This is a genomic window from Streptomyces sp. AC558_RSS880, from assembly GCF_019049255.1.
Lineage (GTDB): Bacteria > Actinomycetota > Actinomycetes > Streptomycetales > Streptomycetaceae > Streptomyces.
This window is the reverse complement of sequence record NZ_JAGMUJ010000130.1, coordinates 316,559-331,345: the sequence shown is the minus strand read 5'-3', so window position 1 is coordinate 331,345 and position 14,787 is coordinate 316,559. Positions and strand designations below refer to the sequence as shown.

The window sequence follows — 14,787 nt, the reverse complement described above, 5'->3', positions numbered from 1 at the left end:
GGGCAGCACGGCCGTCTCACACGGTCAGCAGATCGTCCACGGAGCCCCGCCCGGCCTGTTCCGCGGTGGCCACGGGGCCCTCCTTGGCCGCCGCGTACCGGCCGGTGGTCAGCGCCCACTCGTAGTTGCCGTTGATCCAGTGCCGGATGGCCTCCACACCCCGGCGCACCCGGTCGCGCTCGTCCGCGTCCAGCCCGAGCTCGTCGCACATCCGCGGCACCCGCGCCTCCAGTTCGACGTACTCCGCCAGCCGGGCGGTCGTCATGCCGTACGCCTCGGCGGCGGCCTCCTCCCAGGAACAGCCCCGCTCCCGGTGCAGGACGGCGATGAGGTTGTGACCGTCACCGCGGCGGCGCTCCCGCTCGAAGGAGTGGATGTCGTTCATGAACCCGATGGTGTCCGCGGCCAGATCGCGCAGGCGCTCCATCAGCGGATGCGCCATCGCCTGCGCCGGGACCTCGAAGCCGCGGCTGCGCTCGCCCGCGTCGATGCTGTGGTGGATGCCGACGGTACGGCGCCGGAAGGCCGCGTACTCGTCCAGGCCGAGCGTCCCGGCCAGCCCCCGGGCGGCCAGGTCGACCTCCTCGCAGTGCGCCACCAGGAACCGCCCCCAGGAAGCCGCGAACCGGGTCTGCCAGGTCAGGGACATGCCATCCGAGAGGCGCGCCCAGACCTGGGCCCAGGCCAGGGTGATGGGACAGGCGACCCGGGGTGTGCTCCCCGCCGGCCGCAGCGGGGTCACGATCAGTTCCCGGGCCACCTCGGCTATGCGCTCGGCGCGGTCGGGCCGCGCGGCGTCGAACTGGTCGTCGAAGAGGAACGCGAGGGAGAACCAGTTCATCAGGACGACCAGGTCCTCGGCCGAGGCGTGGGGATACGTACGGGCGGCGGCCTGGGGCAGGTCCCAGGACCGGTACTCCTCGAAGCCGGCCCGGCTGCGCACCAGTCCCATCTCCCGCACCCAGCGCAGATGGCGTGCCCGCGCGTACTCCAGATGGTCGCTGACGGGGGTGTCGAAGGGGAGATCGAACCGGACGTCCTGGGACATGTGTTTCCTTTCGGGAGACGGAACGCAGAGTCCCCCCGCCCTGCGAGCGGACGGCCGTGACGGCGACCGCCCGCACACTCGAACTCGACTTCCCCATACGGAAGTTGAATCGGCAAGCGCTACGAGGATGCCCCAAGATCGAAAAATCCGCACCGTGACGGTTGGTGATCTTCGTTACTGCACGGGACAGTCGGGGCGCGTACGCTCACACGCCCCCCGGAAGTCGCCTGCCACGGACCCCGGTTGAATCCGGCGAGCGGGGACAGGTGTCACGTACAGGGCGGGGCGGGAGCGCCCCGCGCCCCGGACTCCCGAGGAGGAGACATGACCCTGGTGACGGCCGGAGTGGTGGTGCTCGACTGTGCCGAGCCCGAGAAACTCGCCGAGTTCTACAAGGAGTTGCTGGGGGCGCAGGACGTCGACGCCCACGTCAACCGGGTGGAGATCCGGGCCGCCGACGGTTTCCGCCTGGCGCTGCGCCGCGACGTGAACGCGACCGCCCCGAGCTGGCCCCGCCCGGAGAACTCCCTCCAGGCGCACCTGGAGTTCGTGGTGGACGACCTGGACGCGGTGGAACGCCTGATCGTGGGCCTCGGCGGGCGCCCGATGGAGGCGGGCGACGCCTCGGGACCCACCGGGGAACGCGGCTACGCCGACCCGGCGGGCCACTCCTTCACCGTCCGCCGGGGCACGTCGACGGCGCCCAAACAGGGCTGACCCGCCGTCGGGGGACGGCGGGCCGGCCGTACGTACGGACGCGTCAGTCGCGGCCGCCCTTGTCCGGGACCGGCCAGGTGCCGGTGGAGCGTTCGATGGCCTTGGCGCCGGCCCGGTCCACGGCACTGCGCACCACCGCGAAGATGGCGCCCTGGATCGCCGCGGCCAGCAGGATCTCCCCCCAGCGGCGGTCCCGGTCCAGCGCGTCCGGCGCGTTGTCCTCGTGCCGGATCACCTTCCAGGTCTTCTGGAACGCCATCCCCGCCACGGTGCCGCTGGTCCAGCCCAGCACGAAGCCGATCGGCTTGTACGCCATGGGCAGCTTCTTCTTCGCCTTCTTGCTCTTCTTCGCCACGTGGATCTCCTAGGTCGGCTGCGTCGTCTCGTCGGTGGATGGATCGTCGGTGGATCGTCGGGCCGGGGCGGTCAGGGGCGGCCCGGCGCCGGCACCTCCTCGCCGGCCCGCACCGGACCGGGCGGAGTGCCCTCCCCGAACGGCCGGCCGCCCAGCTCCTCCCGGTGGTGGGGCGCCGTCCAGCCGGACAGGTCGGGACCGAGGGGCACGATGCCGGAGGGGTTGATGCCGGTGTGCACCCGGTAGTAGTGCCGCTTGATGTGGTCGAAGTCCACGGTGTCGCCGAAGCCGGGCGTCTGGTACAGGTCGCGGGCGTACGCCCACAGCACCCGGTTCTCCGTCAGCTTCCACCGGTTGCACTTGAAGTGGCCGTGGTACACCGCGTCGAACCGCACCAGCGTGGTGAACAGCCGGATGTCCGCCTCGGTGATGGTGTCGCCGACCAGGTACCGCTGCCGCTCCAGCCGCCCCGCCAGCAGCTCCAGCCGCCGGAACAGGGCCGTGCACGCGGCCTCGTACTCCTCCTGGTCCGTGGCGAAGCCCGCCCGGTACACGCCGTTGTTGACGTCCTGGAAGACGTCGTCCGTCACCGCGTCGATCTCCTCGCGCCGCGCCCGCGGATACAGGTCGGGCGCCCCCTCGCGGTGCAGGGCCGTCCACTCGGTGGCGAGGTCCAGGGTGATCTGCTGGTAGTCGTTGGTGACCAGTTTCCCGCTGGGCACGTCCACGACCGCCGGCACACTCACCCCGCCCGGGTACTCCGTCTCGCGCCGGTCGTACGCCTCGCTCAGGTACCGGATGCCGAGCACCGGGTCGCGGCCGTCCGGATCCAGGGTGAAGCGCCAGCTCCGGTCGTCCTGGACCGGGTCCGTGACGGCCAGGGAGAGCGCGTCCTCCAGCCCGAGCAGCCGCCGGGACACCAGCGCCCGGCTCGCCCACGGGCAGGCGCGGCTCACCACGAGCCGGTACCGCCCGGCCTCCACCGGCCACCCGTCCCGCCCGTCCGCCGTGATCCGGTCCGCGAAGTGGGCCTTCGACCTCTTGAACTTCTTCCTGCCGTACGAACTGTTGCCGCCGCCCCCGTCGTCGCGGCCCATGGTGCCCTCCTCGTCGCCGATCGGATGTCCCTGTGACCGCGTTCCCCGTTTTCCGCCGACGGCACGGTATGGCCTGGGCCGACCGGGGCAATCGGCCGAGGGTGAGTACTCGATCGGATCGCAGAACCCGGATCACCGTGCTGGTGGCGCTCGCGGCCAATCTGGTGATCGCCGTCGCCAAGGCCGTCGGCGGACTGGCCGCGTCCTCCCCGGCGTTGCTGTCGGAAGCGGCGCACTCGGTCGCCGACAGCCTGAACGAAGTGTTCCTGCTGGCCGCGCTGCGGCGCAGCCGTCGCCCGGCCGACCGCCGTCACCCGTTCGGCTACGGCAAGGAGCGGTTCTTCTGGTCGCTGCTCGCGGCCGTCGGGATCTTCGTGATGGGCGGCTGCTTCTCGTTCTACCAGGGCGTCGAGGCGCTCAGGAACGGGGCCGAGGAGGACCTGGGCGGCTACGTCGCCGGACTGGTCGTGCTCGGCGTCGCCCTGCTCGCCGAGGGCGGCTCCCTGCTGCGCGCCCTGTACCAGGTACGCCGGCAGGGCGGCCTGGGCGGCGGACTGCGTGATCCGGCGCTGCGCACGGTGGTCGCCGAGGACGGCACCGCGGTGGTCGGCGTCACCCTGGCCGTCGTGGGCATGGCGCTGCACATGGTCACCGGACAGGTGGTGTGGGAGGCGTCCGCCTCGCTCGCCATCGGCGCGTTGCTGGTCTACGTCGCCTTCCGGCTCGGCCGCGACGCCCGTGACCAGCTGATCGGCGAGGCCGCCGACCCGGAGGCGAGCAACCGGATCCGGGAGCTGCTGTGCGAGCAGCCCGAGATCGACAGCGTGGAGGCGCTCTTCACCATGAAGACGGGCCTGGACACCGCCCTGGTGGCCGCCCGCGTCGACCTGGTGCCCGGTATGGACAGCGAGCGGGTGGAGGAGGTCGCCGTACGCATCAAGCGGTCCATCGCCCGTGCGGTGCCCGAGGCGGAACAAGTCTTCCTCGACGTCACCGAGCGGGGGGCCCCGGAGGCGCGGGAGGCATGGGAAAGCCCCGCCGCGACGGGGGAACGCGGCGGGGCCTGAACCACGCGTGCCCGGATGCCGACGCTTCATGCACACCGGAACGCGGAAAACTTTTCCGGGACTCGCCCCTGCTGCCCGTCCGGCTCCGGCACGAGGACCGGAATCCCACGGGCCGTCAGGCGGGCGCCACCGCCATGTGGACCGCAAGGGCCGTCATCACCCCGGACGCCACCAGCGAGGTCACCAGCCGGCCCCGGTGACCGGTCAGCGCCCGGCCCAGCAGCGCGCCGCCGCCGGCGAGCAGCACCTGCCAGCTCGCGGACGCGGCGAAGGCCGCCGTCACGAACACGGCCTGCTCCAGGGGCCCGGCCGCCTCCCCGCTCCGGGAGCCGAACACGAGTGCCGCGAAGTAGATCACGGTGGTGGGGTTCAGCAGGGTGATCCCGAGCAGCGACAGGTAGGCGCGGGCGGCGCCCGGGGGAGCGGCTCCGGTGCGGGCGGCGAGCCGCCGCCCCCGGTAGCGGCGTACGGCGCCGGCCGCGCCCCGCACTGCCAGCGCGAGCAGCACCAGCACACAGACCCACCGCATCGGCTCCAGGACCGGTTCCAGCGCCGACGCGAGGGCCGAACCGCCGAGTGCGGCCGCGAGGGCGTACAGCCCGTCGGCCGTGGCGACGCCGAGGGCCGCGCAGACTCCGGTGCGCAGGGTGGTGCGGGCGGTGAGGGAGACCAGGTAGGTCCCGACGGCACCCACGGGGACGGCGATGCCGTAACCGGCGAGCAGTCCCGCGAGCAGGGCGGCCGTCATGAGCGCGGCGGCGTCGGTCCTCCCCGGGAGCCGGGCTGCTGCCGCCGGCCCGCCGCGGGGGCGGTGGCGGACAACGGCAGCGGGAGAGGGCTCGTGAACATGGCAGGATCCTGGGGCCTTCCGGCCGGGGCGGGCAATCGGTTTTCCGCCCCCGGACGGCGGCGGTCCGCGTCCGGCGCCCGGCTTCGAGCGGGCACCGACACGTACGCTCCTCCTGGCAACAACCCTTCCAGGCGACAGGAGCAGCAACGATGCAGTACGTGAAGCTCGGTTCGACGGGCCTGGACGTGTCGCGGATCTGTCTGGGGTGCATGACCTACGGCGTGCCCGGCCGCGGCACGCACGAGTGGACCCTCGACGAGGAGGCGTCCCGTCCGCTGATCCGGCAGGCGCTGGAGGCGGGCATCACCTTCTTCGACACCGCGAACGTCTACTCGGACGGCACCAGCGAGGAGATCGTCGGCCGGGCGCTGCGCGACTTCGCCCGCCGGGACGACATCGTGCTCGCCACGAAGGTGCACGGCCGGATGCGGCCCGGACCCAACGGCGGCGGCCTGTCCCGCAAGGCGATCATGACCGAGCTGGACCACAGCCTCACCCGTCTCGGCACCGACTACGTCGACCTGTACCAGATCCACCGCTGGGACCCCGACACCCCGGTCGAGGAGACGATGGAGGCGCTGCACGACGTCGTCAAGGCGGGCAAGGTGCGCTACATCGGGGCCAGTTCGATGTACGCCTGGCAGTTCTCCAAGGCGCAGTACACGGCGGAACTGCGCGGCTGGACCCGGTTCGTGTCCATGCAGAACCACTACAACCTCCTCTACCGCGAGGAGGAGCGCGAGATGCTGCCGCTCTGCGCCGACCAGGGCGTGGGCGTCCTGCCCTGGAGCCCGCTCGCCCGGGGCCGGCTCACCCGGGACTGGGACGCCGCCACCGGACGCAGCGCCACCGACGTGTTCGGCAGCACCCTGTACCAGGAAGGGGACCGCGCCGTCGTCGAGGCGGTCACCCGCGTCGCCGAACGGCGCGGCGCACCGCGCGCCCGGGTCGCCCTCGCCTGGCTGCTCCACCAGGACACGGTCACCGCACCCATTGTCGGCGCGTCCAAGGCCCACCACATCGAGGACGCCGTGGCCGCCGTCGAACTCGAACTGACCGACAAGGAGCTCGAGGAGCTCCAGCAGCCGTACGCCCCGCATCCGGTCGCCGGTCACTGAGCGGTCCCTAGGGCCCGGTGCCCGGCTCCAGCACCGTGAGGAACACCGAGGACGCGTTGCCGGACACCGGGACCGCACCGGCCTTCCACGGCACCTTCAGGGGGTCGCGTTCGTCCGGTGGGGTGACGAGGAGCGCCGCCGGGGTGGCCGCGCGGGCTCCGCTGACGCCGGGGCTCGCGTAGCGCAGCCCCGCCCAGGCACTGGCGCCGGGCGCCAGGGTGACGGTCGCCGGGTCACCGGGGGTGCGCTTCGGGTCCCGGCCCAGCTGCTCGCCGGCCGCGTCCACGAAGGCGGCGCCCGGATGGCCGTACAGGGTGCAGGTGCGGGAGGAGACGTTCGTCAGTACGACGGGGAAGTTGCGCTGTCCCGCACCCGGGTCCATCCGGCCGACGGCGGCGCTCAGTTCGGCGGTGCGGCACCGGGACGCCGAGCGGTCCGTGGGTCCGGCGGCCGTCGGGGACCGGTCGTCCGTGGAACGGGCGGCGTCGCTCGGGACGGCGTCGCGCGGGGAGTCCCCGGCGGTCCGTCCGGCGGACGCGGAGGGCCGCGGGGTGGAGCCCGCCGTTCCGTCCTCGGTGCCGCAGGAGACCAGCGCGCCCGACAGGACCAGCGCGCCCACCATCGACATGCCCACGTGCCGCGACCCGTTCGCCATGGTCCACCCCATGTCACATCTCGTCCACCAGGGCCAGTTCCGACCAGATGGTCTTGCCGTCGGCCGTGTGTCTGCTGCCCCAGCGCTGGGTGAGCTGGGCGACCAGCAGCAGGCCCCGGCCGCCTTCGTCCCAGGTCTTGGCCCGGCGCAGATGCGGTGCCGTGTGGCTGGTGTCGGACACCTCGCAGATCAGCGTCGAGGCGTCGTGGATCAGCCGTAGCCGGATGGGTGGGGCGCCGTACCGGATGGCGTTGGTGACCAGCTCGCTCACCACCAGCTCCGCGGTGAACGACGCCTCGGTCAGCGCCCAGGTGGCCAGTTGGTCGAGGACCTGCTTGCGGACGGGGGCGACCAGTGCCGGGTCGGCGGGGATGTCCCAGGTGGCGACCTGCGCGGACGGCAGACCGTGGGTACGGGCCAGCAGCAGGGCCACGTCGTCCGTCGTGCCGCCCGGCGCGAGCACGGTATGCAGGACCCGGTCGCAGGTCTCGTCGAGCGGGCCTGCGGCGTTGGACAGCGCCTCGCGGAGCAGGGCCTGACCGACCTCGGTGTCCCGCCCGCGGGACTCGACCAGCCCGTCGGTGTAGAACGCCAGCACCGCGTCGTCGGGCAGCTCCAGCTCGACCGACTCGAACGGCAGCCCGCCCAGGCCCAGCGGCGGCCCGGAGGGCACATCGAGGTGCCGGGCCGGACCGCCCGGCGGGATCAGCACCGGTGCGGGGTGCCCCGCCCGGGACAGGGAGCAGCGCCGCGACACCGGGTCGTACACCGCGTACAGACAGGTCGCGCCGAGCTCGCCCGACGCGGGGTCGCCGCCCGACTCGTGCGAGAGGTGGAGGACCAGGTCGTCGAGGTGCGTGAGCAGTTCGTCGGGTGCCAGGTCGATGTCGGCGAGGGTGCGCACCGCCGTGCGCAGCCGGCCCATGGTCGCGGACGCCTGGATGCCGTGTCCGACGACGTCCCCGACGACCATGGCCACCCGCATCCCGGACAGCGGGATCACGTCGAACCAGTCGCCGCCCACACCGGAGCGCGCGGCCGGCAGATAGCGGGTGGCCGCCTCCACGGCGGCCGTGCGCGGCAGGGTGCGGGGGAGCAGGCTGCGCTGGAGCGCGAGGGTGGTCTCGCGTTCACGGGAGTACCGGCGGGCGTTGTCGATGCAGACGGCGGCGCGCGCGGTGACCTCCTCGGCCAGCAGCACGTCGTCGTGGGTGAACGCCTCGGGACGGGTGAAGCGGGTGAAGGCGGCCACCCCGAGGGTCGTACCGCGCGCCTGGAGCGGGACGGACAGCATGGAGTGGACGCCGAACTCCCGGACCTGCCGGGCGCGTGCCTCGTCCACCGCGAGCCACGGGTCGAGATCGCCGGAGGGCACCGAGGCCACGATGCTGTGGCCCGCGATCAGCGAGTCGGCCTGGGGCGCGGCGGCCGGGTAGACGACCACCTCGCCCGTGCGGGCGACCGACTCGGGGCTGCCCGGTGTCAGGGACTGATGGGCGACCCGGCGCAGCGAGACGGGCGTGGTCAGCGGGCCGGTGGGCTCGCCTCCGGGCTCCTCGGGCTCCAGCAGGTCCACGCTGACGAAGTCGGCGAGCGCGGGCACGCACACCTCGGCCAGTTCCTGCGCCGTCCGGGTGACGTCCAGGGTGGTGCCGATGCGGATGCTGGCCTCGTTGACCAGCTGCAGCCGCTCCCGCGCCCGGTACTGCTCGGTGAAGTCGTGGGCCGTCACGCACACGCCCCGCACCCGGCCGGAGTGGTCGGTGAGCGGTGCGAGCCGGGCCAGCCAGGCGTGCGCGCGGTTCTCGCCGGTGGCCTTCATGTACGTCTGCATCTCGGCCGGCCGGCCGGTGCGCAGCACCTGGCGCAGCTGGCGCTCGAGTTCGGAGTGCTGCGGCCGGCCGCCGATGTCGGTGGGCCTGAGCCCCCGCAGGTGGGGGGCCGGCAGGCCGAGGAGGTGGGCCATGGCGTCGTTGACCCCGCGCAGGCGCAGCCCTTCGTCGAAGACCATCGTGGCGCAGGGCGACTGGAACACGGCCGTCCTGACCAGCGGATCGTCGGGCAGTTCCTGGTCCGTGGTGTCCAGCGGGGTGACGGCGAGCCACTCCCCCGGACCGTCGTCCCCCGGCCGTCTGTGGTGGGCGAGCAGCCACACCGTGACGGCGGAGCCGTCGCGGTGCCGCAGGGCGAGGGTGCCGCTCCAGCGGGCGGCCGGGAGCCGGGGCGGACCGGAGCCCTCGGCCAGCAGGTCGGTGGCCGGGCGGCCGACGACCTCCTCGGCCGTGTGTCCCAGCAGCAGGCGCGCACCCTCGCTCCACCGCGCGAGCGTGCCGTCGGCGGCGATGACGGCCCGGGCCGTCACGGCATCGTCGAACGGGTCGTCCGGCCTCATCGTCGCCACTCCATCGCGCACACTCACCGTGAACCGGTGTATCGCCTGAGTTCCAGCCTAGTGGGTCGCGGCCCGACGCGGACTGCGAACCTCCGCTCCGGGTGATCCTCACCAGTCCCGTCCCAACCGTTGACGGAGTGTCACACCTGCCACAACCATGGTCCGCGTACGGAGATGGGAGCGCTCCCATATGTGCTTCCGCGCCCCCGCACCTCCCCAAGAGGAGCCCAGACGTGAACAGACGCAGAACCGCTCTGCTGTCCCTGACCGGACTGCTGGCGACCGCGCTCACCGCGCTGCCCGCCGCCCCGGCCGGGGCGGACGAGGTCGAGCAGGTCCGCAACGGCACCTTCGACACCGGCACCGACCCCTGGTGGGCCTCCGCCAACGTCACCGCGGGCCCGGCCGACGGCCGCCTGTGCGCCGACGTCCCCGGCGGCACCGCCAACCGCTGGGACGCGGCCGTCGGCCAGAACGACATCACCCTGGTGAAGGGGGAGTCGTACCGCTTCTCCTTCAGCGCGACCGGCTCGCCCGCGGGCCATGTCGTGCGGGCGATCGTCGGCCTGCAGGCGGCGCCGTACGACACCTACTACGAGGTGTCACCGCAGCTCAGCGTCTCCGGTGACACCTACTCGTACACCTTCACCTCGCCCGTCGACACCGCTCAGGGCCAGGTCGGCTTCCAGCTCGGCGGCAGCGCGGACCCCTGGCGGTTCTGCGTGGACGACGTGTCCCTGCTGGGCGGGGTCGCCCCCGAGCCGTACGAGCCCGACACCGGGCCCCGCGTCCGGGTCAACCAGGTCGCCTACCTGCCCTCCGGACCGAAGAACGCCACCCTCGTCACCGACGCCGGCGAGCGGCTGCCCTGGCGGCTGAAGGACGACGACGGCCGGGTGGTCCGCAAGGGCTGGACCGTGCCGCGGGGCGTGGACGGCTCCTCCGGGGAGAACGTCCACTCCATCGACTTCGGCGGCCACCGCAAGCGCGGCACCGGCTACACCCTGGTCGTGGACGGCGAGACCAGCCGGCCCTTCGACATCGACGCGAGCGCGTACGAGCGGCTGCGGCTGGACTCGGCGAAGTACTACTACACCCAGCGCAGCGGCACCGAGATCCGCGACGACCTGCGCCCCGGCTACGGCCGCCCGGCCGGACACGTGGGCGTGGCCCCCAACCAGGGCGACGGCCAGGTGCCCTGCCAGCCCGGGGTCTGCGACTACACCCTCGACGTCACCGGCGGCTGGTACGACGCCGGCGACCACGGCAAGTACGTCGTCAACGGAGGCATCAGCACCTGGGAGGTGCTCAGCACCTACGAACGCGCCCGGCACGCCCGCACCGGCGAGGCGGACAAGCTCGGCGACGGCACGCTGAACATCCCGGAGAGCGGCAACAAGGTCCCGGACATCCTCGACGAGGCCCGCTGGGAACTGGAGTTCCTGCTGAAGATGCAGGTCCCCGAGGGTGAGCCGCTGGCCGGAATGGCCCACCACAAGATCCACGACGAGCAGTGGACCGGGCTGCCGCTGCTGCCCAGCGACGACCCCCAGAAGCGGGAACTGCACCCGCCGACCACCGCCGCCACCCTCAACCTCGCGGCCACGGCGGCCCAGGCGGCACGGCTCTACCGCTCCTACGACAAGGAGTTCGCGGCCACCACCCTGGCGGCGGCCCGAAAGGCCTGGACGGCGGCCCTCGCCCACCCGGACCTCCTCGCCGATCCGGACGACGGCATCGGCGGCGGCGCCTACCCCGACGACACCGTGGCCGACGAGTTCTACTGGGCCGCCGCCGAGCTGTACCTCACCACGGGGGAGCGGCAGTTCGAGGAGTACGTCCTGAACTCCCCGGTGCACACCGCCGACATCTTCGGCCCCCTCGGTTTCGACTGGGCGCGCACCGCCGCGGCCGGCCGGCTCGACCTCGCCACCGTGCCCAACCGGCTGCCCGGCCGGGACAAGGTCCGCCGCTCCGTCGTCCAGGGCGCCGACGGCTACCTGGCCACGCTGAAGGCCCACCCGTACGGCATGCCGTACGCGCCGGCCGGCAACGTCTACGACTGGGGCTCCAGCCACCAGATCCTCAACAACGCGGTCGTCCTCGCCACCGCCTACGACCTCACCGGCGCCTCGAAGTACCGGGACGGCGCGCTGCAGAGCATGGACTACATCCTGGGCCGCAACGCCCTGAACATGTCGTACGTCACCGGCTACGGCGAGGTCAACGCGCACAACCAGCACAGCCGCTGGTACGCCGCGCAGCTCGACCCGAACCTGCCGAACCCGCCCGCCGGAACGCTCTCCGGCGGACCCAACTCCAGCATCCAGGACCCCTTCGCCCAGTCGAAGCTCCAGGGCTGCGTCGGTCAGTTCTGCTTCATCGACGACATCCAGTCCTGGTCCACCAACGAACACACCATCAACTGGAACGCGGCCCTGACCCGCATGGCCTCCTTCGTGGCCGATCAGGGCTGACACCCGTCCCGGCGGGGGCCGGCGGCCACTCGGCCGTCGGCCCCCGCCGGTACCCCTTTCTGTACGGTCTGACCTGCACGTATTTACGATTCAGTACCCGCGCGGTACCGTGAAGGCATGCCAGCTCTCAACGTGGAGTTCAGCGACCGCGAGCTCGAGGACCTGCGGCAGATCGCCAAGGAGCGCGGTACGTCCATGAAGGCGCTCGTGCGGGAGGCGGCCGCGGCGGACATAGCACGCCACCGCGCCCTGCAGGAGGGCGCGGAAGCCTTCCGCCGGTTCTTCGCCTCCCACGCCGACGAATTCGCCGCGGCCTTCCCGGACGACGAACCCTCCGCCGGCGGCGCGGGACGGGCCGCCTGACCGATGGCACCCGTGCTCCACATCGACGTGCCCTGGCTGCTCCAGCGGCACGAGGAGGTCCTCCCGGACCAGCCCGTCGTCAACGACTTCTCCGCCCTCGTCGCGGCCGTCGCCCGTCACCGCGTGGACCCGCCCCGGCTGGGCGTCGACTCCGATCCGGCCTGGCGGGCGGCGGCCCTGCTGCACACCCTCGCCGTGCTCCGGCCGCTGCCCTCGGCCAACGCCCGCTTCGCCTGTGCCACGGCGGTCGCGTACATGTTCGTCAGCGGGGTCGGCATCGACCCGCCCTACGGCGCCCTGGTCGATCTGGCGCGCGACCTGATCTCCGGCGAGGCGGACGTGTACAGCGCGGCCGACCGGCTGCGCTCCTGGCAGATCTGAACCGCGCGGGGACGGGTCGCGCGGGATGCCGGGGTCCCTCGGGGCCGGCGGCCGGGGGCGGGAGGACCGGGGCCGGCGGCCGTGCGCGCGGGAGGGCCGCCATCTCTGCGCGTGCCCTCCGGGAAGGGCCGTGACCGGTTGACCACGCTCCGGCGTGCGCCGGGGGCGTGCGCGAGGCGCCGGTGCGGGCGCGGAGTTCGCACGGGGCGCGGAAGGGGCCCGGGCGCCCCCTGGGACGCCCCGCCTGTGAACGGCGTGAAAACCCGGGCCGAAAGCCGCGGTGAGAGCGGCGGGCCGCGTTTCCTTTCTGACTTTCTGTCAACGCGCGGATGTTGCCCGAGCGCCTTGTTGGCCGAGCGCGGGTTGTGCGAGAGTGAGCCACCCGTGCGGGGGGTAAAGGCCGGGGGCGCACGTGAGTTGATGAACCGGGTCCGATTCGCCGTCGGTGAATTTCCGCCCCCCCGTGCCGCGCCAAAGAGGCATGCACCCAACGGTCTCCTTTTCGGCGTCGGAAACCCTCGAATGTCACATGCGCTGTGGGAAGGAACCATCTCAGTGCACACCCCCCACCCCCCTCGCCCCCCGTATCCGCCGCCCGGCGGGGACCGGGGGGAATCCGACGAGTTCCTCGCCGTCCGGTTGCGGGGCCGTCCGGAAGGCGAGGCCGCCTCTTCCGTCGCGCTGCTGTCGGCACGGCACTGGCAGTCGATGCACGACTACGCGGCCGTCTGCCTCGCCTCGTCGGGGCAGCTCGCCGCCATGGTCACCGCGGCCGCCCTGCACCGGGTCCTGGACCGGGTCGCCGTCGGCGAATCGGCCGTCGCGCTCCGGCCGGTGCTGCTGGTGGGCGTGCGGGACACGGTCCGCGAGTGGGCCGCGGACGATCGAATAGCCGGAGTTATGCCGGAGCTGCAGAAACCGGCGGGCGGGCGCGGCATGCGCGCGGCGACCACCATGACTCCGGAAAACCGCGCACTCGCCCAGCGGGCATTCCGCTCGCTGCCCGCACTCGCGCGCTGTTTGCTCTGGCACGTCGAGGTCGAGGCCGAGCCGATTTCCGTGCCGGCCGGTCTGCTCGGCATGGACCCCGACATCGCGTCGGGCGCACTCGAACAGGCGCGTGAAAAATTCCGTCAAGGTTGTGTCCACGCCCATCAGGAACTGGCACCGACGAAGGACTGCCGCTTCTACAACCGCCTCCTCGACGTCCCCATCCGGCGGGGCGGGGCCCTGCTGCCGGACGTCCGGCAGCATCTGGCGGAGTGCCGCTACTGCCGGAACGCGGCCGAACAACTCGGCCACTTCGAGGGCGGGTTGGGCACGCTGATCGCCGAGGCGGTGCTCGGGTGGGGGGCCCGGCGCTACCTCGACTCGCGCCCGGGGCGCCTGACGGCCGGCCCACGCGGCGGACGCACCGCCCGCCGGCGCCGGGGCGGGGGCGGGCGGCCCGGCGGCGGCCGGCACCGTGTGCTGTCCCGCATCCCCGTTCCCGGACGGCTGACGGGCATCGCGTTCCCGGACCCGGTGCGCTCCACCAGGACCCTGCTCACCGGCATCGGCGCGGTCTCCGCCGGGGTGCTGGTGAGCGTGCTCATCGCCGGGCCCTCCACCCCGGACGGCGGTGCCGCCGACCCGACGGGCTCCACCGGAGCGGCGGGCGGCCGCGCGGCCGTGCCGTCCGCGTCCCCGCCCGGCGCCGCCGGGCTTCCCACCGCGCCGGGACGGACGCGGCTGCGCAACGTGGCCTCCGGCCTGTGCCTCGACACCCGGGGCGAGCCGCAGGACGGCTCCGGGACCCGGCTGGCGGACTGCTCCTCGGCGTGGACCCAGCAGTGGACGTACGAGGAGGACGGGCTGCTGCGCAGCGTGGCCGATCCCGGTCTGTGCCTGGACTCGCACAAGGACGCCGGTGTCGTCGTCCTCGGCACCTGCGCCGACCCCGGCGACCGGCGGGGCGGCGACGTGCGGTACGACCTCACCGTGCAGGGCGAACTGGTGCCCCGCTGGGACGTCCAACTGGCCCTCACCCCGGCGACCCCTGACGCGAACGCCGACATCGTCGTCAAGGTACGCGACCGGACCGTGAACCAGCGCTGGACCCCCGAACCGGTACGGACGGCCACGGGCTCCCTGTCCATCAGCGGCACCCCGGCGGCCCGACACGTGGAGCTGGCCGAGCCGGTGACGTGACCCCCGGGCCGGGGCGGGGATCCGGCCCGGGAGGCCGCCTCGCCCCGGCCCGGGACGTGCCGTGGTGGTGCCGCACC

The 14,787-nt window shown here is 73.1% G+C and carries 13 protein-coding genes; 7 read left to right on the top strand and 6 right to left on the bottom strand.

The annotated features are described in order from the left end of the window. Positions 1–16: 16 nt before the first annotated feature. Positions 17–1,048: a 7-epi-alpha-eudesmol synthase gene (locus KUM38_RS31110; protein WP_217134290.1), complete on the bottom strand. Its 1,032-nt coding sequence runs from the start codon at positions 1,046–1,048 to the stop codon at positions 17–19. A gap of 324 nt (positions 1,049–1,372) precedes the next feature. Here KUM38_RS31110 and KUM38_RS31105 point away from each other — a divergent pair, with 324 nt between their 5' ends. Beyond that, positions 1,373–1,765: a VOC family protein gene (locus tag KUM38_RS31105; protein WP_217134288.1), complete on the top strand. Its 393-nt coding sequence runs from the start codon at positions 1,373–1,375 to the stop codon at positions 1,763–1,765. Between the two features lie 43 nt (positions 1,766–1,808). Here KUM38_RS31105 and KUM38_RS31100 read toward each other — a convergent pair whose 3' ends face one another. Continuing rightward, positions 1,809–2,120 carry a DUF4235 domain-containing protein gene (locus KUM38_RS31100; protein ID WP_217134286.1) on the bottom strand — a complete coding sequence of 104 codons (312 nt, stop codon included), beginning with the start codon at positions 2,118–2,120 and terminating at the stop codon, positions 1,809–1,811. A gap of 71 nt (positions 2,121–2,191) precedes the next feature. Next, positions 2,192–3,217: a glutathione S-transferase family protein gene (locus tag KUM38_RS31095; RefSeq protein ID WP_217134284.1), complete on the bottom strand. Its 1,026-nt coding sequence runs from the start codon at positions 3,215–3,217 to the stop codon at positions 2,192–2,194. 137 nt (positions 3,218–3,354) lie between these two features. Between KUM38_RS31095 and KUM38_RS31090 the strand changes: the two genes are divergently transcribed. Further along, positions 3,355–4,284, top strand: coding sequence for a cation diffusion facilitator family transporter (locus tag KUM38_RS31090; RefSeq protein ID WP_217134485.1), 930 nt, complete (start codon positions 3,355–3,357; stop codon positions 4,282–4,284). A 115-nt stretch (positions 4,285–4,399) separates the two neighbouring features. On the opposite strand, the gene KUM38_RS31085 is transcribed toward KUM38_RS31090, so the two are convergent. Further along, complete coding sequence (locus tag KUM38_RS31085) at positions 4,400–5,032, bottom strand: LysE family transporter (protein ID WP_217134283.1); 633 nt, start codon at positions 5,030–5,032, stop codon at positions 4,400–4,402. A gap of 251 nt (positions 5,033–5,283) precedes the next feature. On the opposite strand from KUM38_RS31085, the gene KUM38_RS31080 reads away from it, so the two are divergent. Next, entirely contained in the window at positions 5,284–6,252 is a 969-nt protein-coding gene (locus KUM38_RS31080; RefSeq protein WP_217134281.1) for an aldo/keto reductase, read from the top strand. A 7-nt stretch (positions 6,253–6,259) separates the two neighbouring features. On the opposite strand, the gene KUM38_RS31075 is transcribed toward KUM38_RS31080, so the two are convergent. After that, positions 6,260–6,907, bottom strand: coding sequence for a DUF4232 domain-containing protein (locus KUM38_RS31075; RefSeq protein ID WP_217134279.1), 648 nt, complete (start codon positions 6,905–6,907; stop codon positions 6,260–6,262). Between the two features lie 13 nt (positions 6,908–6,920). After that, positions 6,921–9,299, bottom strand: coding sequence for a SpoIIE family protein phosphatase (locus KUM38_RS31070; protein ID WP_217134278.1), 2,379 nt, complete (start codon positions 9,297–9,299; stop codon positions 6,921–6,923). Positions 9,300–9,532: 233 nt separating this feature from the next. Between KUM38_RS31070 and KUM38_RS31065 the strand changes: the two genes are divergently transcribed. The 4 genes from KUM38_RS31065 to KUM38_RS31050 all read left to right on the top strand — a co-directional run bounded on the left by KUM38_RS31065 (position 9,533) and on the right by KUM38_RS31050 (position 14,710). Then, entirely contained in the window at positions 9,533–11,776 is a 2,244-nt protein-coding gene (locus KUM38_RS31065; protein ID WP_217134277.1) for a glycoside hydrolase family 9 protein, read from the top strand. A 117-nt stretch (positions 11,777–11,893) separates the two neighbouring features. Then, positions 11,894–12,139 (top strand): hypothetical protein, encoded by a 246-nt coding sequence (locus tag KUM38_RS31060; protein ID WP_217134276.1) that lies wholly within the window; start codon positions 11,894–11,896, stop codon positions 12,137–12,139. 3 nt (positions 12,140–12,142) lie between these two features. Further along, the gene (locus KUM38_RS31055) at positions 12,143–12,520 is read left to right on the top strand and encodes a toxin Doc (RefSeq protein WP_217134275.1); all 378 of its coding nucleotides are present in this window, start codon (positions 12,143–12,145) and stop codon (positions 12,518–12,520) included. A gap of 555 nt (positions 12,521–13,075) precedes the next feature. Next, entirely contained in the window at positions 13,076–14,710 is a 1,635-nt protein-coding gene (locus KUM38_RS31050) for an RICIN domain-containing protein (protein WP_217134274.1), read from the top strand. Positions 14,711–14,787 lie beyond the last annotated feature (77 nt).